Genomic DNA, 17,945 nt, shown 5'->3' with positions numbered 1-17,945 from the left:
CCGTCTCTTTACCTGATCACTCACCACCTGAGATTCCGGAATTTTCCACCACATGTCCAACAAAAATATAAGGCGGAAAATATTTTTCTCCTTCTTCGTCCAAGTTCCTGTCATCAAAATTTTCATAATTGCGCGCTTTAGCTACGATGATATCACGAAACTGAACCGGCAGTCCCGGTGAGTTGTAAAAACTTTTTCCCTGCTGGATATGAAAATGCAGATGGGGCTCCGTAGTATTGCCAGAATTGCCACATCTTGCTATTTTTTCTCCTCGTTGTACCCTTTGCCCCTCTGCAACAAGAATACTCTCAGGCTGCAAATGAGCCAGCAAAGAATATTCTTGTCCTGTATGCTCGATCAATATGTAATTTCCCCGGATATCATCAGCCTCACAGGAGACTGTTCTTTCTTCCGTAATCTGGCTGTCAGGATTTCCCGTGCCTATCTCAGCAACCACTCCATCTGCCGGCGCCAATATATCTTTTCCATAGCAATAGAAAGACGACGGATCTGTCTCTTTGCCGCAAAAACTTTTTCCGTTTTCATCCAGAATCACAAAATCATAAGCATATCTCTGAGTTGGAATTTCCCAGGAATGGGACAGCTTTTCTGTGACTCCGCCATTTACGACTGTCCATTTTCCTTCAAAAGGAAGCGAATATTGATTGATGGACTGATAATTCTCAATATCAGGAAGCCTGTCATGGTATTTATATTCCAGAACAATAATCCCCCACAGCTGCTTTAAAGACTGTTTTAATATTGATCGCTTCATATATACTTAGAGCCCTCCCGTATACTAAGTTTGTCCATTCTGTCCCTGTATTTGCTGATAAATGTCCGTACCCACTCCGGGTCTGTCTTTGAGTAATCCCGCAGACTCCAGCCAATCGCCTTGTTGATAAAAAACTCATCGCTTCCCAGGTTATTCACCAAAATCTGCTCTAATAGCTCTGTGTTTGTCCGCTCCTTCCTCAGAAGCTGATGATCAATGGCAATGCGTCTTACCCAGAAGTCTTCGTCCACAGACCATGCAAGCATGAGCGCATTCACCCGGCTATCTCCAAGTCCGATCTCTCCAATGATCCGGTCAAAAAAGTCGATGGTGTCCCACCACTGTTTTTCTTTGATATATTTCCATATTCTCGGAATATCATCTATTTTGCCATCTTTACAGCGTTTTCCGGATCCTGATGCGCCTCAAATCTTTCTTTAATTTCTGTGTATTTATCCATATACCTACTCCTTGATATGCATGATCTCTTCTGCAATTTTCCCCAAAGCCTTCCCAGACACGTCAATTTTCACAGTATCCAACGCATCATACAGAGGAAGGTAGGCAAGACTCCGTTCCATTACATCTTTCTTACGCAGCTTCTTTTCGATATCCTTCTCAATCCGCTTCCTTAATGCATCTTCTGTACAGACAAGGGAAACCTTTACGATCTGGCAGCCGGTCGTATCCAGCTTTGACAATATTTCATCTATGATCATCTGCTCATGCATCACCCAGCAGAACACGATATTATCATACACAGAGCAGCGGATAAACCGGTTCAGAAGATCGCATATATTTTCCATAACCATCTCTTTTGTTTCCGGTGTTACTTGAAACGGATCCATATCCCAGCACCAGTCTCCATCCAGAAAGGCGCAGTTTCCAAGCTGTTTCTTCAACGCCTGTCCCACGGTTGTCTTTCCAACACCCATAGGACCTCCTATCAGATATAAGATTTTTGCCATGACTTTCTCCTCCCATACCCCTAGGGTATTATCATCCTCAGATCAGCCTTCCATAAACATTCCTGATCACTTTGCCTGCCAGAATATGTTCTTTTACCTTCCTCTGCAGAGTCGTCTTCTCTGGAAGCTTCTCTGGGTCCTTCTCCTGTGTTTTAAAAATCCACTCCAGATAATCTGTTCCGGCCTCGCCTATATCCATGATCTCGAACCGCTTCTGGAAACTTACGATATTGGAATCCTGGCCCAGCATCGTCTGTAAGACAGGATCCAAAAGCCAGGAATGACAACAGTAAGCGCTGCTTTTTAGCGCCGGATCATATTCTGCAAAAAAGTGTTTTGCCGCAGCCAGAGATTCGTCCACACAGGCCGGTGAAAAGTCCGCATCCGAAGGTATATGGATGGAAATACCCGAGTCACCTTCCGGGCTCTTTCCGTCTGTGCGGATGATTTCATACTCCAGCTCTCCGATCCGAAACAGATGGCAGCCCGCCTGCCTGCCCGTCCACCAGTATCTGTCAAACACATATCTGCCGATCCTCTCATAGGCTTCCTCTAAAAAACGGGTATAGCATTTCATCGTGGCAAAATATATGCTGTCTTCGATTCCTTTTTTCTGGTAAATCTCGTAGGCATCTGCGGAAGCCTTCAGCATGCATGTCAATATTTTCATATGCTCCGGATCTTCGCCAATCTTCTCTTCTAAACGCATCCAGGCCTCTTTCATTTTGTCATAATCATGAAAATCCTTTAAGATTTCCTCGGCCGCACCAAAATCAAACTCCTTTGAGATTTCTTCCACCCGCTTTTTAACTTCCGGCTGCAGCCCTATTTTCTCACAAAGCTCCAAGACCTCCATCTCTTCTTCTCCTCCTGACACACTATAGATCCAGCCTCATATAGACCGAAGTTTCCATCGGACTGTCATTATAACTTTCAATCTCATAAAATCCCCACTTTTTATACATGTGTACCGCACTTTCCAGGAAAGGCAGTGTGTCCAGCAGCATATGCTGATAACCGATTTCTTTTGCATCCTCTATGATCTTCTGGATCAGCATGCTTCCAATACACTTCCCCCTGAATTCCGGCCGGACATACAGACGTTTCATTTCGCAGCGCACATCATCGATTTTTCTGAGCCCGATACAGCCTGCCAACTGGCCGCCGCAGTATGCAAGATATAGCCTTCCTTCCGGCATACCGTATTTTTCCCTCAAATGTTTCAGCTCTTCTTCATAGTTCTGAATCGCAAGATACTCTCCAAAGGCCGGATCATTGTCCACCAGCATCTGGGTATATTCTGAAAAAAGCGTATTTACCTCCTGGGGGAAATCATATGCCGGTATGATCTGAATCTCTGATTTCCCATAAATGCACAAATCATAAATCCTGCCGTTCTTGACTACCGCGTTTTTCATGATCCCTTCCAGTTCAAATCCATTTTTCTCCAGCACTCGTCTGGATGCCGTGTTCGGTGCGTAAACCATTCCGGTGATCCGAAGAATAGGAAGCTCCGCAAAGGCCTCTTCGCAGATTTTCTTCACCGCTTCCGTCATGATCCCCCGTGACCATTCTTCTGTTATCAGCATGTAGCCGATTTCTGCATCTTTCCTATAGACATCACTTTTTTGTTCCACAGATATATTTCCGACAATCTTTCCATCTGCTACGATCGCCCGGAACACGCCGTCCTTCCCGTCATGCTCCAGAACCATATTAAGCCACCAGTCTGCACACTCCTCTGTATAAGGATAGGGAAGCCGGTCAGAAAGATACTCCCGTTCCACCGAATTGCAGATATCCATCAGCTGCTTTTTATCATCAAGTGACCATTTCTTTAATTCTACCTTCATTCTCGTCCTCCTCGCCTTACATTTGCAAACTTTATGGTTGAAGTATAGCATACCCTAAGGATTTATGACATCTCTCAGCAGAAAAATCTCTTCCGGAATCTGAAAAAGCGGAGGGGTCTTCCCTCCGCTTTTATAGCCATGTTAGATATGATTTTATTAAATTTCCTAGAGTTCTTTCACAATTTCCTTCAGCGGACGAAACGTATCATGCCATGGTGTGTAAGGAGCAGCCTCTTTGCCCGGATACCCGATCGGCAAAAGGCATATTGGCTTGATGTTTTCCGGAAGATCGAATAATTCTTTCACCTGTCTGCTGTCAAATCCCCGGACCCATACGGAACCAATACCTAGCTCCCATGCTTCCAACATCATATATGTACAGACGATGCTGACATCCATCTCTCCCGTGTCGTACCCCTTTTCTACTGGACTTTTCCAGACTTTTGTCTGATCCGCACATAGCAGCAGGACAACCGGCGCATCATAGACAAAGCGAGTCAGTGAACAAATCTTTTGGAGAGCCTCTTTACTTTTTAAAACATATATTTTCTGAGGCTGATAGTTTACTGCCGTAGGTGCGAATTGTCCCGCTCTTAAAATCTGGTCTATCTTCTCTTGCTCAACAGGATGGTTCGAATAAGACCTGACTGAATATCTGTCTTCTACCAGATGTAAAAACTCCATAACGTTTCCCCCTTAAACAATCGATTTACCCAGCTCGTAGGCTTCCTGAACCTCCGGTTTCCCTTCGACATCACCTACATCCATATTTCCTCCTGCAAGGACATGGCCTAAGTTTTCCCACCGCAAATGCTCCATCAGATGGTCATAATAAAGTACAACATCTTCAAAGCCATTCCCCTCGGCTGCCATCAAAAGGGCACTGGCTCTTCCGTTTCCTCTCAGAAGATTTCCATCGCCTTCTTCCAAAGCAAACAGCCGGTCAACAGCTGTCCTGAGCTGTCCGCTCATATTCCAGTAATAAAGAGGACTTGCAAGCACGACCACATCGCTTTCTTTTACGGCAGGATAGATCTTTGCCATATCATCCTTTTGTACACAAGGACATTCCCTGCTGCTGTGGCCTCCAAAACATCCCTTGCAGCCATGGATCTCCATACCATCCAGGAAAAACTCTGTTACCGTATTGCCAGAACTTTCGGCGCCTTCTGTAAACGTTTTTACGAGAGTTGATGTATTGCCCTTTTTACGGGGACTCCCGTTTAAAATCACGATTTTTTTGCTCATTTCTATACCCCTCCACTTCCGTTATTTCTATAAATTCTCAGCCAATTCTGCAGCCTGTCTGCACCCGTCCGTCTTCTCAATATCTCCTGTGTTTAGTACGCCAGGAATCAGAACTTCTCCGATCATATGCCACTTTAATAGAGCTGCAGAACGTTCCAAGGGCATCCGCACTCCATCCAGCACTGTCATATCTTCTTCTTCACAGCAGACGATCAGGCCACAGCCTTTTCCTGCTACATCTTTTCCTGCCACACAGAAAGAATAGATCTTATCAATGACATTTTTTATCTGGCCGGGAATGGAATACCAATAAACAGGCATAGCGAATACGATATCATCCGCTTCCAGGATATGCGGTGCAATGGTGTTGAAATCATCGTCAAAGGAACAGGCTTTCCCTGACTTAAAACAGGTTTCACAGGCATGACATCCTCCTACGTTCATCATAGCCGCATCAAATCTTGTCACTGTATGTCCTTTTTCCTCTGCTGCTTTTATAAATGCCTCTGCCATAGCAGCGCTATTTCCGTTTTTCCTGGGACTCCCAGTGATCACAACCACTTTTTTGTTCATTATCAGACTCCTCCTTGCTCATAAGCTTTTGACTTTTCTTTTTATTGATATTATAATCATAACAAGAATTATACCGAAAACAAGTACGCACATTAAAGTGCGATACTTACATTCAAGTGTTATACTTACCTAAAGGAGAGTGCTATATGAATAACCGATGCATATCCAAAGAGAGCCTGAATACTACCGGCTTCAGCTATACCCTTTCATTGATCAACGGGAAATACAAGATGACCATCCTCTATACACTGATGGAATTTGGGGTGGTCCGTTTTAATGAAATGAAGAAATATATCGGAGGAATCTCCTATAAGACGCTTAGCTCTACCTTAAAAGAACTGGAGGCAGACCAGCTTGTTCACCGGGAAGAATACCCCCAGATCCCGCCCAAGGTAGAATACAGCCTGACGGATCGGGGAAAATCTCTGATTCCGATCCTGGACGGGATGTGTGAATGGGGAGATAAAAACAGACTATGATTTCTTCTGATCTTCTTCCAAAAGGCCATAAATCTGATACATGGACAGCATATTTTGATATTGAAGCTTATTTCCCATTAACTGGCGGTAGGTAGCGGATTTTTCCCTGCCCTCCGCCTTTAATTTTTTCATCTTTTCATCTGCATTTTCATAATTTTCCTGTACTGCCTTCAGCATCTTCTCAAATGCTAAGAGTCTCTTTTCATTTTCCATAACAATACCTTCCTTTTTTGATAGCTTCACTATACCTCTGCCGTACCGTTTCCGTCAATCAAAGCTTTTCACATATCTTGTTTTCGGGCTCCTATGATCCCACAGGCCAACACGGATACCAGCAGCAGTGCCAGAAGCGCCAGGAGTGATTTCCCGCCGTCTTCCACTCCCGCAAGCAGACGGTATCCCCAGGCAGCCGGGAAAAGCTTTCCTGCCCGTTCCAGGGCAAAGGGAAGAAGCCTGGACGGAAACATGATCCCTGACAGCAGGATCGACGGCAAAAAAAAGACCTGGCTTAACATGGTAAGCTTCGCCTGATTCTTCACCGCCAGTCCCAGCACGCAGGACAGTGCAAGCGAAACGATCAAAAACAGAGAAAGCTTCGCAAAATAAAGCCCGATATCCTTCGGAAGCTTTGCGTCAAATGCCGCCGGAGCTATCGCAAGGATCAGTCCGCTCATGATCATCAGATGAACAAAGGCTGATATCACCAGCGAGATCAGTCCGAAAAACCGCGGTGCTTCCCCGACCCGGTACATCTTTCTTATGTCTGTTCCATAAATTTCCAAAAGAGAGGGCGGAACCCCGATCAGCGCTCCCATAGACACACCCATCACCGTCATGGAAGCGATCAGAGTGTCTTTTGCTTCCGGCATCAGAGAGGTAAAGATTCCGCCCATAACAGCAAAGAAAAGAAGCGGCACCAGATAGCAGGTCACCAAAAGCGTTCTGCTGCGGATATCCATCCGAAACTGTAAACGGATTCCATAGATCAGCGCACTCATCATACTCCCTCCTTTGCCAGTTCTATAAAATGCTCCTCTAACGTTCCACGGCCGATCTGAATATCCTGGATCGGCACATGCTTTTCTTTATATTTTTGCAGGATCCTAAGCAGGGTTTCCTCAAGATTATCTGCCGGATACTCTTCTTCTCCCTCCACAGTCCTGATCTTGATCCGGTACCTTTTCCCCATATATCCGGCCAGTTCCTCCACCGTTCCAAGAAATGTGACCCGTCCCTGATTCAGGATCAAAATACGGCTGCACAGCTCTTCCACCTCTGCCATATCATGACTTGCCAGCACGACGGTTTTCCCTCTGGAAGCAAGGCTTCGGATTTCATCGTGAAGGGCTCTTCTCCCTTCCACATCCAGCCCGGCTGTCGGTTCATCCAGGAACACAACTTGCGGATCTCCGATCAGTGCCAGCGCAAGATGCAGCCGTCTCTTTTGTCCGGTAGACAGTTCCATATACAGCTTTTTCTTCATCCGGCCAATCTCCAGCGCCTCCAGTACCGATAGATCTGCTTTTGCCTTTTTCCACTTTTCAAACAGATGGACCGCCTCCATGGGCCGTATATAGGCAGGCAGCGAAGCCGACTGCAGCTGTACGCCCGTCTTCCCCTCCACCTGGATCCGGCCGCTTTCGCACCGCCGGAATCCCTCTATACATTCCAGCATCGTTGTTTTTCCGGCGCCGTTCGGCGCAAGTATTTATAGACAACACCCGCAACACCGCATAAATTAAGGTTGCACAGGACAAAAAGACCGTAAACGCCGCCCCGAAAAAACAGGCGGCAAAGACCAAAAACAAGGGATTGGAGGTATAGGAGCATGGGACAATTCACATTTGAAGAAATTAACTTTATCTGTTGTTACAGAAAGAAAACAAGGACTGATACGGTGGCGGCAATGACTGCCGCCATGCCCTACATGGAAACAGAGATACAGGAGCTTGCAGGGCGCACAGCGGAAAAGCTGAAGAAACTGACCGAAGAAGAATTTGACAGGCTTGTGTTCCTGCCTGCTGAAGATATGGAATGATTAAAAAGCCGGGGAGTGGCAGTCTATGGATTGCCGTTTCCCGGTTTTTTATATTGTAATAATAAAACAAAGTGGACTTTTCGACAAAATTTTGATATACTGTATCAGTCTTTATCACATAGGCTTTTGATTTACCTAAGGAGGTATTTGGTAGTGGACTATAATAACAGAAATTGTTCAGATAGTGAATATTCCCATGCAGAATAGTAGAAATGCAACGGTCTGTATGGGTTAAATGAAAGTTGCATTATCTGCTGGTTCTGCACTTTATTTAAGAAAATTAAGTAAAGGACGGAATAATATAATGAAATATATCAATGCAGCAGATGTGCTTCCTATGGAACTTCTAAAAGAGTTATCCGCATATGTAAACGGGCAATTACTGTATGTTCCATCTATGGAAAGTAAAAAATCATGGGGCAGCAAAAGCGGTTCTAAGCAATATTATGAGCAAAGAAACATGGATATTATCAATCTATACCATAAAGGCATGAGTATTGATGAAATCTGCGAACGCTTCCATCTATCCTATGATACCATTCGCAAAATCATAAAATCAGACTTACAGGGCTTTATCCAATAAAAGGATAAGGCTCTTTTTTTGTCGGAAAGAACAGTTATAACTGTTTTCTGCCCTTTGTTTGTTCACCAAAATACTTATACTGGAATATGTCAAAAGAAAGGAGTTAAAAGAAAATGAGTAAACAAACAAATATGACAACTGGCAATCCGACAAAATTACTTTTGTCCTTTGCCATTCCGCTTATGTTCGGAACTATTTTACAACAGTCATTTATCATTGTAGACAGAATTATTGTAGGACATTTAATCGGCGCAAACGCCTTTGCTTCGGTAGGTGCAACCGGCTCTGTTTCAATGGTATTTACCTCTCTCTGCTTAGGCATTGCCATTGGTTCGGGAATTGTTGTTTCCCAATTTTTCGGGGCAAATGATGAAGCAGGTACAGCCCTTGCCATTCGGAACGGAACAATGATAAGCATTGTAAGCACCTTGATTATATCGGCTTTTGCATTGCTGATTACAAGACCATTACTGATCCTGTTAAACACTCCTGTTTCCTTATTGGAGGACGCAGTAAACTATATGTCGGTATCTTTAGGCGGTCTTATTTTCGTAATCATCTATTACATACCGTTCAGCATACTTCGCTCATTGGGGGACGCAAAAACGCCGATTATTTTTTTGGCAACTTGCAGCATACTGAATATCGTATTTGATTTAGTATTTATCCTAATCTTCCATACTGGTGTAGAGGGGACTGCCATTGCTTCCCTGTTAGCGCAGGGGATAGCAGGAATTTTATGTTTTGCATATGCCATAAAGAAATATTCTTATTTCCAAAAGGCAATCAAAGAAGCGAAGTTTGACCGAAGCATTGCTAGGCAAATTCTTAAAATCTGTATTCCAATGGGCTTTCAATATTCATTGATTTATCTTTCAAGCAGTATCTTACAATGGGTAATCAATGGGTTTGGAACAAGCGTAATAGGGGCATTTGCAGCAACAAGCCAAATCGAAAACTTAATCCAACAGCCTTTTACGGCATTAGGTACGGCGATTGCAACTTATACAGGACAAAATATCGGGGCAGGCAAAACAGAACGGATAAAGCAAGGACTGATTTCCGCATTAAAAATATGCGCTTCCTATTCTCTCATTCTACTTTTGGTTTTTTGGGTATTTGGAAAATTGGCAATGAATATGTTTGTATCTGATACAGTCATTATTGAAAATGCCGTAACAGGTATTCATATCACAAGTACATTTTTTATGGCATTGGGTATGTCCCAAATACTCCGTTATCTGTTGAATGGGACTGGCGACTCTGCCTATTCTATGGCAAACGGTATTTTAGAAATCGTCTGTCGGCTTGTGTTTGTCTTTGCATTAACCAATATCTCTTTTATCGGTCAATGGGGGATATGGTGGACAACTGCTCTCACATGGCTTTGTACTGCACTATTTTCTCTTTGGCGATATAAAAGCGGCAAGTGGAAACAGAAAAAATATAAATGATTTGTATATTTTTATCCGCAAATTTGATATACTCAAAAACAATACACTTTCATTCATGGAGGGAAATATTATGAGTAAAGTTATAATGATGTGCGGAGTATGCGGTTCTGGAAAAACAACATATGCAAAGCAAAAAGAACAAGAGGGATATATCAGACTTTCTATTGATGAGGAAATGTGGAACATATACGGACAAAAAGGAATTGATTATTCGGAAACCCAGTACGATGAGTTATCTGAAAAAGTAGAACTCTTACTTCGGCAAAAAATGATAAGTTTAATCAAAAATGGGAAAAATGTTGTCATTGATTTTAGCTTTTGGAACAAAGATAATCGGGAGTTTTATCGAAATATGATTGAAAATGCGGGCGGTATCGTTGAATTGGTATACATGAAAGCTAATAAAGAGCTTTTACGAAAAAGACTTCAAAAAAGGAATTTATCTTTACATGCAAACTCACCATTCATAATAACAGATGAAATACTAGAACATCATTATAAGGGGTTTCAAGAGCCACAGGGAGAGGGGGAAATTGTAATATTACAAAAATAACTATTTTCCATGGAAATCTTTTTGTAAGGTTGACATTACAAGAAAATCTGTTATAATACACTGTAACGTCAACCTTACAGAAAGGAATTTATAAATGAAAAACCGAATTAGAGAACTGCGAGAAGAAAAAGGAATAACACAAGAACAATTAGGAGCAATGGTAGGCACATCAAGGCAGGCAATTAACGCCATTGAAACAGAAAAATTTGAACCGTCTATATGGCTTGCTTATGATATTTCAAAAGTGTTTGACTTTCCTATCGAAGAAGTATTTTTATTCGAGGAAAGCCAAAGAAAATCAAGGGCTGATAGTAGTCGGGGGGATAGCAATGGCAATAAGAAATATTCGATACTTTGACGACCCCATTCTGCGTAAAAGGTGTAAAGAAGTAAAATTTTTCAATGATAAAATCAGACAAATTCTTGACGATATGTTAGATACACTACAACAAACTGAAAACGGTGCTGCTATTGCGGCAAACCAAGTAGGTATATTAAAACGACTTGTTGTGATTGATTATAATAATTGCTTTTTAAAGCTGGTAAACCCTATAATAATCGGTTGCAGCGGCGTTCAAGAATGTAATGAAGCCTGCCTTAGCTTCCCCAATCGTTGTGTAAAAACAATCCGTCCGCAAAAAGTAACTCTTCAAGCGCAAAATGAAAATGGAGAGGAAATCATTATTACTGGCGAAAATGAACTTGCACAATGTTTCTGCCATGAAATAGAACATTTAGACGGGGAAATTTTCTTAGATAAGGCTATTGCAGAAATAGAATTAAATAAAACATAAATTCCCTTTTCAAAAAAGGTATAGAAAATGGTGGTAGTATGAGCAAGTTATTACTGCTGACACTTAATGAACAGCTGCCATATCTTTTCCCTGATCGACTGGGCCTGCCCTGTGAGGGCTTCTGCCACTTCTTCCGGCGTATCCAGTGATATCAGGCGGTTTTTGATATCTCCCAGAGAAAATCCAAGAGATTTCAGCGCCTGGATCTGATGTAGACGGATCATGTCCTTATACGTATAAAGCCTCCTGCCTCCCTCACTCTCTGATGATGGCGAGAGCAGGCCCTCTCTGTCGTAATACTGCAGGGTCCGCACGGTGGTCCCCATCTTTCCAGCCAGCTCTCCGACTGTCATATATCCTTCTGGGATTGCACGCTTTTTGTCCATATATCTTCCCTCCTGCTCCCATTATAATTCATGACGCCGCGTCACGAGCAAGACCTTTTATCACAAAAGGAACGCATTTACTGCGTCCCTTTCATTCCACCTTGTCCAGTTCCACACTCTCATAGGCCTGCCGGTAGGCTTTTGGCGTCATCCCAAAGCTTTTTTTAAACACCCGGTTAAAATAAGAAATATTATTAAATCCGGTATCCAGCGCAATATCTGTAATACTTTCCCGGCCGGATGACAGTCTTTCCGCCGCAATTTCCATCCGGTACTGATTCATATATTCCACACAGGTCATATTCATATACTGCTTAAAAAAACGCATGAAATAGCACTCACTGAAGTGGCAGACCGCCGCCAGTTCTCCAACAGTCACCGGCTTTTGATAGTTCTCTTTGATATATTGGATAACCTTTCTGAGCCTTTCAATGGTACTCTGATTTTCTTCTTTCCTTCTTTCAAAGGAAGATTCCCGATAAAGAAGCAAGACCATTTCCAGCAGGCATGCCTTTACCTCCATCTCATATCCGGTCTCTCTGTCAAGGAAACTGTTTTTAAGCCTGTCAAACAGCACTTTTAGTCCTTTGGAAAGTTCTCCGGCTCCTTCTTTTGAAAACACATACGGGAATCTAATGTCTCCGTTCTCCAGCGGAGAGATATATTTGACCCCGCACACATCCATGCCGCCCAACATCCCGGGATGAAAAACAAAGCTTTCTGTTTCCAGCATTTTCGTATTACCTTCCGGAATGCCGTGGAGAACTCCGGAGGGCAGAAATAAAAAATCTCCTTTTTTAACTCTTATGGGCATAAGATCGATCAGGTAGGTGCAGCTCCCCTTCCGCACATAGGTAACCTCAAACTCTTCATGCCAGTGAACCGGTAGCCCGGCCAGGTTGGCCGGATATTCGCAGTCATAATATTCCACCGGGAACATAGGCGTCCCGTGTCGTCCTTTCTCCAAATACTGTCCTTTTTGCTCCATTTTCTTCCTCCCTGCAGCTGTCCGGAGACAGGATTGTGTCAAAACCTGTCAGAAATATGCAAGATTCCCTGGGTCTACATTTATATAATAGTATCATATTGAAAAAAGAATCGGAAGGAGAAAATACATGGTACGTAAATATTCATTCGGAAATCCATTTCCCACTGACGCTGTCATCAAGCATTATCCTGCAGAACAGGATTCTCTTCCTTACTTTGCTATAAAAGAAGGCTCTCTGTACTATCCGCTTCCCGCGGATGTGCCTGTATATGGCTTAGGGGAACAGGTACGGGGCATTAATAAACGCGGATGGTCTTATACCAGCAACTGCAGTGACGACCCCCATCACCTGGAGACCACCCATTCTCTTTATGGAGCGCACAATTTTCTCTTAGTTGGCGGCTCCTCTCCTTTTGGAATTTTCATAGATTACCCGGGTCAGCTGACCTTCGATATCGGGTATACACAAAAGGATTTGCTTATTATCACACCTGAGAATTGGGATCTGGATCTTTATGTCATCGAAGAAGAGGACGGGCTTCTTACATCTATCGTTCATACTTTCCGGCAGATGATCGGAAGAAGTTATATCCCTCCCAAGTGGGCCTTTGGGTACGGCCAGAGCCGCTGGGGCTATAAAACAGAGGAGGATATCCGTGAAGTAGCGGCAAAATACAAAGAAGCGGATATGCCTCTGGATGCGATCTATCTGGATATTGATTACATGGAGCAGTATGAGGACTTCACCGTATCTGAAGAAAAATTCCCTGATCTGCCGCGTCTTGCCGCTGATATGAAAAAGCAGGGGATCCATCTTGTTCCCATCATTGACGCAGGTGTCAAGATCAAAGAAGGGTACTCCGTCTATGAGGAAGGCCTGGAGAAGGGATATTTCTGCAAGGAAGAAGACGGCACGCCTTTCGTGGGCGCTGTATGGCCGGGAAGAGCTCATTTCCCGGATATGCTGAATCCTGATGCCAGAAGATGGTTCGGCATGAAATATAAGGTTCTTCTGGATATGGGTATCGATGGCTTCTGGAATGACATGAATGAGCCTGCTATTTTCTATTCTGAAAAGCGGCTGAACCAGGTATTTGACGAAGTGGCGGCCCTGAAAGGCCAAAATCTTGATATGGAGAAGAATGACCATTTTCTGAGTCTTGTCAACACTCTTGCAAACAATCCGGAGGATTACAGAAGCTTCTATCACGAGCCTGGAAACGGCTTTCCGAAAATCCGCCATGATAAAGTACACAACCTGTACGGTTACAACATGACAAGGGCAGCCGGTGAAGCCTTTGAAGAACTGGAACCGGATAAGCGGATTCTCATGTTTTCCCGATCCTCCTATATCGGCATGCACCGTTACGGCGGCATCTGGCAGGGAGACAATCTGTCCTGGTGGTCCCATCTTCTGATGAATGTAAAGATGATGCCATCCCTAAGCATGTGCGGATTCCTTTACACCGGAGCGGATCTTGGCGGATTTGGGGCGGATACCACAGAAGACCTTCTGCTTCGCTGGCTGGAGTTTGGCATCTTTACGCCTCTGATGAGAAATCATTCCGCTCTCGGCACCAGAGAACAGGAGGCTTACCGCTTCTCCAACAAAGCCGCTCTTAGAAATATCATCCGGCTTCGCTACTGCCTGCTGCCATACCTGTACAGTGAATATATGAAGGCTGCGTTAAACGACACTATGCTGTTTGCACCGCTTGCTTTTGGCTACCCTTCTGACCCGCATGCTTCTCAGGTAGAGGATCAGCTTCTTTTGGGTGAAAGCCTGATGCTTGCTCCTGTTTACCAGCCAAATACCACAGGACGCTATGTCTATCTGCCGGAGGATATGCTGCTTGTTACCACCTCCGGCCCGGAAGACCTTCGGTTTGAAAAAATGACCGCAGGCCATCACTACGTGCCCGCCGCCGAACATGAGCTTATCTTCTTTGTCCGGAAAGGCCATCTTCTTCCCCTGGCCGATGCGGCAGAAAATGTAGAAAATGTGGACGCTTCTGTTCTCAAGGTCATCGCATATCCGGACACTGATACAAATGCTGTCTGCAGCTACACACTTTATGATGATGACGGCTATGGAAAAGACTACAATGATCCCTCACATCTGTCCGTCATACACATAGAAGCCGATGGAACGGTCAGCTGTGAGGGATCGGAAGAAAGGACGATCACACCATGTTTCATCTGCTCTTAGCGATTATATATCTTGCTTTTATAAGCCTGAGCCTTCCCGACGGACTCCTTGGGTCCGCCTGGCCCTCTATGTACCAGGAATTTCAGGTGCCCGTGTCTTACGCCGGCATCATTTCCATGATCATTTCCGGGGGAACCATCGTGTCCAGCCTCCAGAGTGACCGGCTGACCCTGCGCCTTGGTCCCGGAAAAGTAACGGCTTTAAGTGTAGCCATGACAGCAGCTGCCCTTTTTGGCTTTTCTTTCAGCCATTCCTTCCTCCCCCTATGTCTGTGGGCTGTTCCCTATGGACTTGGTGCCGGAAGCGTGGACGCTGCTTTGAACAACTACGTTGCTCTCCACTATACCAGCCGCCACATGAGCTGGCTTCACTGCATGTGGGGTGTCGGAGCCTCCGCAGGGCCATATATCATGGGAAGAGTACTTTCCGGCGGCGCCTCCTGGAACACCGGCTACCGGTATATCGGCATCCTGCAGGTGGCCCTGACAGCTATCCTGTTTCTCAGCCTTCCTCTTTGGAAGACCCGGAATGTTTCCGGCGCCGCCTCTGGATCGTCTTCCGGTGCTGCCATAGATAAAGACGCTGCGGAAGTTGTGGATACGGCGAAAGCTGCATATACCAGAAAGCCTCTGTCTCTCGGGCAGATCCTCCGGATCCCCGGCGCGCGCGAGGTCATGGTGGCTTTCTTCTGCTACTGCGCTTTGGAGCAGACTACAGGACTCTGGGCCTCCAGCTATCTGGCGCTCCATGAAGGAATATCCTCCGAAACAGCCGCCTTCTATGCCAGTCTGTTTTTCATCGGCATCACTGCGGGCCGGGCCGCCAGCGGATTTTTGACCCTGCGTTTTTCCGATACGCAGATGATCCGCCTTGGACAGGGGATCATCCTTCTTGGTATACTTATTTTATTTCTGCCATTCTCCGGAACCGCTTCGCTGGCCGGACTCATCGTGATCGGTCTTGGATGTGCGCCTATATATCCCTGTATCATCCACTCCACACCTGATCATTTCGGTGCGGATCTTTCCCAGGCCGTAATCGGCGTACAGATGGCCTCGGCTTATGTAGGCTCCTGCCTGATGCCTCCAATATTCGGACTGATAGCGAACCACATCAGCATTGCACTTTTCCCGCCATTTTTGCTGGTGATTCTGGTTCTGATGTTTCTGATGCATGAACGGCTGCTGACCAAAAGGGGACGTACACCTTCTGCGTAGGTGTACGTCCCCTTTTGCGTTTGCCTGTGTCCCCAATTGCAATATACCCTGTCCCTCTTAGTATCTCTTAATCTTCTTTGACGTGGTTTTGTCGAATTCTCTCTCCCGGACCACAAGACTGTAAATCCGTTTATACACTGGAGCCTTCTCGTTATAGGCATCGATCAACTTCTGAAGCTCCCCTTCCACATCCCGGATTCTTTTCTTCTTTACATAATCTGGATCAGGATAGATCACCGCCTGGATCACGCCTTCGTCCTCCCGGACCAGCACTTCCTGTACAAGCCTGGATTCTCCCAGCTTGTTTTCCAGTTCTTCCGGGGATACATTTTCTCCGTTGCGGGTGATGATCAGGTTTTTCTTCCGTCCGGTCAGGAATACGAACCCGTCCTCGTCCACATACCCCAGGTCGCCTGTCTTCAGCCATCCTCCTTCCAGGGTCTCTTTTGTTTCCTCTGGCATCTTATAATATCCCTGCATGACACTGCTGCCCCGCACCCATAACTCTCCGTCCACCGACTTTGCCTGGCAGTTTGGCAGAAGCTGCCCTACCGACTCCTTTTTGATGTTCCAGCTGACATTATTGCTGATAACCGGAGAACATTCTGTCATGCCATAGCCCTGCAGGATCGTAATTCCATATTTATGGAACAGATCAATATAAGAAGGATTCAGATATGCGCCGCCGCTGCAGATGGTGTGAAACTGCTTCCCGAACACCTTTGCCTTTATGACCGCTGCTGGAATGAGGGATGCATCCTCCAGCTTTTTAGCCAGTGTTTCGATCATCAGCGGCACCATTAATATCATCTCCGGCTTAAAAAGCTTGATATTTTTCGCCACCCTGAGAAGTGAATCATTAATGCAGATTACCGCCCCCAGCGAAATCCCTTTCAAAATATCCATACTCAGGCAGTAGGCATGATGGATCGGAAGCACCGACATGATCACAGTCCGCTCCGGAATCTTCATATCAAGACAGGTGGCGTTTTCCGCCAGATTCCGATGGGTCAGCATCACACCTTTGCTTTTCCCCGTGGTGCCGGATGTAAACATAATGGTACACAGCTGATCCGGATCCAACGGTTCGCTAAAGCTCCCTTCATTTTCCCTGATCATCTGCCAGAAAGAAAGGCTCTCTTCATCGCTTTCTTCCTTCTGCATGGAAATAAAATGTCGCAGCTTCGGACACTTTTCTTTTGCAATTGCCGCCACATCCGCCCGGATCTCATCGTACACCAGGACGGTCACATCTGCCCGGTCCATAAGCCCGCACAATTCTTCCTTCGGAAGTCCGGCATCCAGGGGCACCGCCACACTGCCGCTGTCCACGATCCCAAAGAAAGTCACCAGCCAGGGATATGAGGTCGCTCCAATCACAGCCACATGCTCGCCTCTTTCCCCCAGATCATCCAGCACCCGGGAAAAACTTTCGCTGTCATTCTTAAGGCAGGTATATGTCTTTGATTCTATTGTATCCTTTTTCACTTTATACCGAACGGCGTCCTCCCGTCCGTATTTTCTTTCCGTCCGCACCAGGATATCACGGATCGTACTGCACAGCATCACTCTCACCTCTTACTCTTCCGAAGCCAATGTTTCCAGATAATCTGCCGCTTCCTGCACGGTACGGATATCCACCGCCTTTGTCTGGTCAATCTCCACATCAAATTCGTCCTCCAGTTCGCCCAGCATGCTCATGAAATCAAAGGAGGTAAATCCCAGATCCTCAATAAAACGGGACTCCGGCTTTACATTTTCCGGTTCTACTTCTACATATTCACAGATAATATCTACCAATTTATTAAACATCTTCCTCTTCCTTTC

At 45.2% G+C, this 17,945-nt stretch carries 23 protein-coding genes and 1 pseudogene; 9 read left to right on the top strand and 15 right to left on the bottom strand.

Features of this window, described 5'->3' with window-relative positions; genetic code table 11:
- Positions 1–16 precede the first annotated feature (16 nt).
- From BKD12_RS07585 to BKD12_RS07545, 8 genes are all read right to left on the bottom strand, one after another.
- Positions 17–775 (bottom strand): M23 family metallopeptidase, encoded by a 759-nt coding sequence (locus BKD12_RS07585; RefSeq protein WP_070088716.1) that lies wholly within the window; start codon positions 773–775, stop codon positions 17–19.
- Entirely contained in the window at positions 772–1,131 is a 360-nt protein-coding gene (locus tag BKD12_RS07580) for a DNA alkylation repair protein (protein ID WP_242872739.1), read from the bottom strand. Before BKD12_RS07580 ends, BKD12_RS07585 begins: the two co-directional genes overlap by 4 nt.
- Before the next feature lie 108 nt (positions 1,132–1,239).
- Positions 1,240–1,743 (bottom strand): ATP-binding protein, encoded by a 504-nt coding sequence (locus tag BKD12_RS07575; protein ID WP_070088715.1) that lies wholly within the window; start codon positions 1,741–1,743, stop codon positions 1,240–1,242.
- A 37-nt stretch (positions 1,744–1,780) separates the two neighbouring features.
- On the bottom strand, positions 1,781–2,599 hold the full coding sequence (locus BKD12_RS07570) for an acyltransferase domain-containing protein (RefSeq protein WP_070088714.1): 819 nt from the start codon (positions 2,597–2,599) through the stop codon (positions 1,781–1,783).
- Positions 2,600–2,621: 22 nt separating this feature from the next.
- Positions 2,622–3,596: a GNAT family N-acetyltransferase gene (locus tag BKD12_RS17495; protein ID WP_094078744.1), complete on the bottom strand. Its 975-nt coding sequence runs from the start codon at positions 3,594–3,596 to the stop codon at positions 2,622–2,624.
- A gap of 165 nt (positions 3,597–3,761) precedes the next feature.
- On the bottom strand, positions 3,762–4,280 hold the full coding sequence (locus BKD12_RS07555; RefSeq protein ID WP_070088713.1) for a nitroreductase family protein: 519 nt from the start codon (positions 4,278–4,280) through the stop codon (positions 3,762–3,764).
- A 12-nt stretch (positions 4,281–4,292) separates the two neighbouring features.
- Positions 4,293–4,844: a flavodoxin family protein gene (locus BKD12_RS07550; RefSeq protein ID WP_070088712.1), complete on the bottom strand. Its 552-nt coding sequence runs from the start codon at positions 4,842–4,844 to the stop codon at positions 4,293–4,295.
- Positions 4,845–4,871: 27 nt separating this feature from the next.
- The gene (locus BKD12_RS07545) at positions 4,872–5,417 is read right to left on the bottom strand and encodes a flavodoxin family protein (protein ID WP_070088711.1); all 546 of its coding nucleotides are present in this window, start codon (positions 5,415–5,417) and stop codon (positions 4,872–4,874) included.
- A gap of 146 nt (positions 5,418–5,563) precedes the next feature.
- Here BKD12_RS07545 and BKD12_RS07540 point away from each other — a divergent pair, with 146 nt between their 5' ends.
- On the top strand, positions 5,564–5,896 hold the full coding sequence (locus BKD12_RS07540; RefSeq protein ID WP_070088710.1) for a winged helix-turn-helix transcriptional regulator: 333 nt from the start codon (positions 5,564–5,566) through the stop codon (positions 5,894–5,896).
- On the opposite strand, the gene BKD12_RS07535 is transcribed toward BKD12_RS07540, so the two are convergent.
- From BKD12_RS07535 to BKD12_RS07525, 3 genes are all read right to left on the bottom strand, one after another.
- Positions 5,891–6,109, bottom strand: coding sequence for a hypothetical protein (locus tag BKD12_RS07535; protein WP_070088709.1), 219 nt, complete (start codon positions 6,107–6,109; stop codon positions 5,891–5,893). The two genes, BKD12_RS07540 and BKD12_RS07535, sit on opposite strands and share 6 nt — an antisense overlap.
- A gap of 68 nt (positions 6,110–6,177) precedes the next feature.
- Positions 6,178–6,894 carry an ABC transporter permease gene (locus BKD12_RS07530; RefSeq protein WP_070088708.1) on the bottom strand — a complete coding sequence of 239 codons (717 nt, stop codon included), beginning with the start codon at positions 6,892–6,894 and terminating at the stop codon, positions 6,178–6,180.
- Positions 6,894–7,571, bottom strand: coding sequence for an ATP-binding cassette domain-containing protein (locus BKD12_RS07525; RefSeq protein ID WP_083262888.1), 678 nt, complete (start codon positions 7,569–7,571; stop codon positions 6,894–6,896). Before BKD12_RS07525 ends, BKD12_RS07530 begins: the two co-directional genes overlap by 1 nt.
- 153 nt (positions 7,572–7,724) lie before the next feature.
- On the opposite strand from BKD12_RS07525, the gene BKD12_RS07520 reads away from it, so the two are divergent.
- The 6 genes from BKD12_RS07520 to def all read left to right on the top strand — a co-directional run bounded on the left by BKD12_RS07520 (position 7,725) and on the right by def (position 11,318).
- Positions 7,725–7,934, top strand: a complete 210-nt coding sequence (locus BKD12_RS07520) for a transposon-transfer assisting family protein (protein ID WP_070088707.1) — start codon at positions 7,725–7,727, stop codon at positions 7,932–7,934.
- 235 nt (positions 7,935–8,169) lie between these two features.
- A complete protein-coding gene (locus tag BKD12_RS07515; protein ID WP_242872735.1) occupies positions 8,170–8,517 on the top strand; it encodes a CD3324 family protein in 348 nt (115 codons plus the stop codon).
- Between the two features lie 113 nt (positions 8,518–8,630).
- The gene (locus BKD12_RS07510; protein ID WP_070088705.1) at positions 8,631–9,971 is read left to right on the top strand and encodes an MATE family efflux transporter; all 1,341 of its coding nucleotides are present in this window, start codon (positions 8,631–8,633) and stop codon (positions 9,969–9,971) included.
- A gap of 70 nt (positions 9,972–10,041) precedes the next feature.
- The gene (locus tag BKD12_RS07505) at positions 10,042–10,524 is read left to right on the top strand and encodes a P-loop nucleotide/nucleoside kinase family protein (protein WP_070088704.1); all 483 of its coding nucleotides are present in this window, start codon (positions 10,042–10,044) and stop codon (positions 10,522–10,524) included.
- A gap of 94 nt (positions 10,525–10,618) precedes the next feature.
- A complete protein-coding gene (locus BKD12_RS07500; RefSeq protein WP_070088703.1) occupies positions 10,619–10,882 on the top strand; it encodes a helix-turn-helix transcriptional regulator in 264 nt (87 codons plus the stop codon).
- Positions 10,854–11,318, top strand: coding sequence for a peptide deformylase (gene def, locus BKD12_RS07495; RefSeq protein ID WP_070088702.1), 465 nt, complete (start codon positions 10,854–10,856; stop codon positions 11,316–11,318). The genes BKD12_RS07500 and def overlap by 29 nt, the downstream gene beginning before the upstream one ends.
- Positions 11,319–11,389: 71 nt before the next feature.
- Here the strand turns inward: def and BKD12_RS07490 are convergent.
- A pseudogene (locus BKD12_RS07490) lies at positions 11,390–11,704 on the bottom strand (MerR family transcriptional regulator); the annotation flags it as partial.
- A 91-nt stretch (positions 11,705–11,795) separates the two neighbouring features.
- A complete protein-coding gene (locus BKD12_RS07485; protein WP_070088701.1) occupies positions 11,796–12,692 on the bottom strand; it encodes an AraC family transcriptional regulator in 897 nt (298 codons plus the stop codon).
- Between the two features lie 127 nt (positions 12,693–12,819).
- Here BKD12_RS07485 and BKD12_RS07480 point away from each other — a divergent pair, with 127 nt between their 5' ends.
- Positions 12,820–14,901, top strand: a complete 2,082-nt coding sequence (locus tag BKD12_RS07480; RefSeq protein ID WP_070088700.1) for a glycoside hydrolase family 31 protein — start codon at positions 12,820–12,822, stop codon at positions 14,899–14,901.
- Complete coding sequence (locus tag BKD12_RS07475) at positions 14,883–16,118, top strand: MFS transporter (RefSeq protein ID WP_070088699.1); 1,236 nt, start codon at positions 14,883–14,885, stop codon at positions 16,116–16,118. Before BKD12_RS07480 ends, BKD12_RS07475 begins: the two co-directional genes overlap by 19 nt.
- A 57-nt stretch (positions 16,119–16,175) precedes the next feature.
- Here the strand turns inward: BKD12_RS07475 and BKD12_RS07470 are convergent, their stop codons facing one another.
- Complete coding sequence (locus BKD12_RS07470) at positions 16,176–17,684, bottom strand: AMP-binding protein (protein ID WP_070088698.1); 1,509 nt, start codon at positions 17,682–17,684, stop codon at positions 16,176–16,178.
- 12 nt (positions 17,685–17,696) lie between these two features.
- Entirely contained in the window at positions 17,697–17,930 is a 234-nt protein-coding gene (locus BKD12_RS07465; protein ID WP_070088697.1) for an acyl carrier protein, read from the bottom strand.
- Positions 17,931–17,945: the final 15 nt, after the last annotated feature.

The organism is Merdimonas faecis (assembly GCF_001754075.1).
Lineage (GTDB): Bacteria > Bacillota > Clostridia > Lachnospirales > Lachnospiraceae > Merdimonas > Merdimonas faecis.
The sequence above is the reverse complement of the archived record's forward strand: the minus strand, read 5'-3'. Positions and strand labels throughout refer to the sequence as shown.

What these genes read in the sequence shown, in the direction of transcription:
- BKD12_RS07585 (WP_070088716.1), bottom strand. Translation starts at nt 775, where the DNA reads ATGAAGCGATCAATATTAAAACAGTCTTTAAAGCAGCTGTGGGGGATT.
- BKD12_RS07575 (WP_070088715.1), bottom strand. Translation starts at nt 1,743, where the DNA reads ATGGCAAAAATCTTATATCTGATAGGAGGTCCTATGGGTGTTGGAAAG.
- BKD12_RS07570 (WP_070088714.1), bottom strand. Translation starts at nt 2,599, where the DNA reads ATGGAGGTCTTGGAGCTTTGTGAGAAAATAGGGCTGCAGCCGGAAGTT.
- BKD12_RS17495 (WP_094078744.1), bottom strand. Translation starts at nt 3,596, where the DNA reads ATGAAGGTAGAATTAAAGAAATGGTCACTTGATGATAAAAAGCAGCTG.
- BKD12_RS07555 (WP_070088713.1), bottom strand. Translation starts at nt 4,280, where the DNA reads ATGGAGTTTTTACATCTGGTAGAAGACAGATATTCAGTCAGGTCTTAT.
- BKD12_RS07550 (WP_070088712.1), bottom strand. Translation starts at nt 4,844, where the DNA reads ATGAGCAAAAAAATCGTGATTTTAAACGGGAGTCCCCGTAAAAAGGGC.
- BKD12_RS07545 (WP_070088711.1), bottom strand. Translation starts at nt 5,417, where the DNA reads ATGAACAAAAAAGTGGTTGTGATCACTGGGAGTCCCAGGAAAAACGGA.
- BKD12_RS07540 (WP_070088710.1), top strand. Translation starts at nt 5,564, where the DNA reads ATGAATAACCGATGCATATCCAAAGAGAGCCTGAATACTACCGGCTTC.
- BKD12_RS07535 (WP_070088709.1), bottom strand. Translation starts at nt 6,109, where the DNA reads ATGGAAAATGAAAAGAGACTCTTAGCATTTGAGAAGATGCTGAAGGCA.
- BKD12_RS07530 (WP_070088708.1), bottom strand. Translation starts at nt 6,894, where the DNA reads ATGAGTGCGCTGATCTATGGAATCCGTTTACAGTTTCGGATGGATATC.
- BKD12_RS07525 (WP_083262888.1), bottom strand. Translation starts at nt 7,571, where the DNA reads ATGCTGGAATGTATAGAGGGATTCCGGCGGTGCGAAAGCGGCCGGATC.
- BKD12_RS07520 (WP_070088707.1), top strand. Translation starts at nt 7,725, where the DNA reads ATGGGACAATTCACATTTGAAGAAATTAACTTTATCTGTTGTTACAGA.
- BKD12_RS07515 (WP_242872735.1), top strand. Translation starts at nt 8,170, where the DNA reads ATGAAAGTTGCATTATCTGCTGGTTCTGCACTTTATTTAAGAAAATTA.
- BKD12_RS07510 (WP_070088705.1), top strand. Translation starts at nt 8,631, where the DNA reads ATGAGTAAACAAACAAATATGACAACTGGCAATCCGACAAAATTACTT.
- BKD12_RS07505 (WP_070088704.1), top strand. Translation starts at nt 10,042, where the DNA reads ATGAGTAAAGTTATAATGATGTGCGGAGTATGCGGTTCTGGAAAAACA.
- BKD12_RS07500 (WP_070088703.1), top strand. Translation starts at nt 10,619, where the DNA reads ATGAAAAACCGAATTAGAGAACTGCGAGAAGAAAAAGGAATAACACAA.
- def (WP_070088702.1), top strand. Translation starts at nt 10,854, where the DNA reads ATGGCAATAAGAAATATTCGATACTTTGACGACCCCATTCTGCGTAAA.
- BKD12_RS07485 (WP_070088701.1), bottom strand. Translation starts at nt 12,692, where the DNA reads ATGGAGCAAAAAGGACAGTATTTGGAGAAAGGACGACACGGGACGCCT.
- BKD12_RS07480 (WP_070088700.1), top strand. Translation starts at nt 12,820, where the DNA reads ATGGTACGTAAATATTCATTCGGAAATCCATTTCCCACTGACGCTGTC.
- BKD12_RS07475 (WP_070088699.1), top strand. Translation starts at nt 14,883, where the DNA reads ATGTTTCATCTGCTCTTAGCGATTATATATCTTGCTTTTATAAGCCTG.
- BKD12_RS07470 (WP_070088698.1), bottom strand. Translation starts at nt 17,684, where the DNA reads ATGCTGTGCAGTACGATCCGTGATATCCTGGTGCGGACGGAAAGAAAA.
- BKD12_RS07465 (WP_070088697.1), bottom strand. Translation starts at nt 17,930, where the DNA reads ATGTTTAATAAATTGGTAGATATTATCTGTGAATATGTAGAAGTAGAA.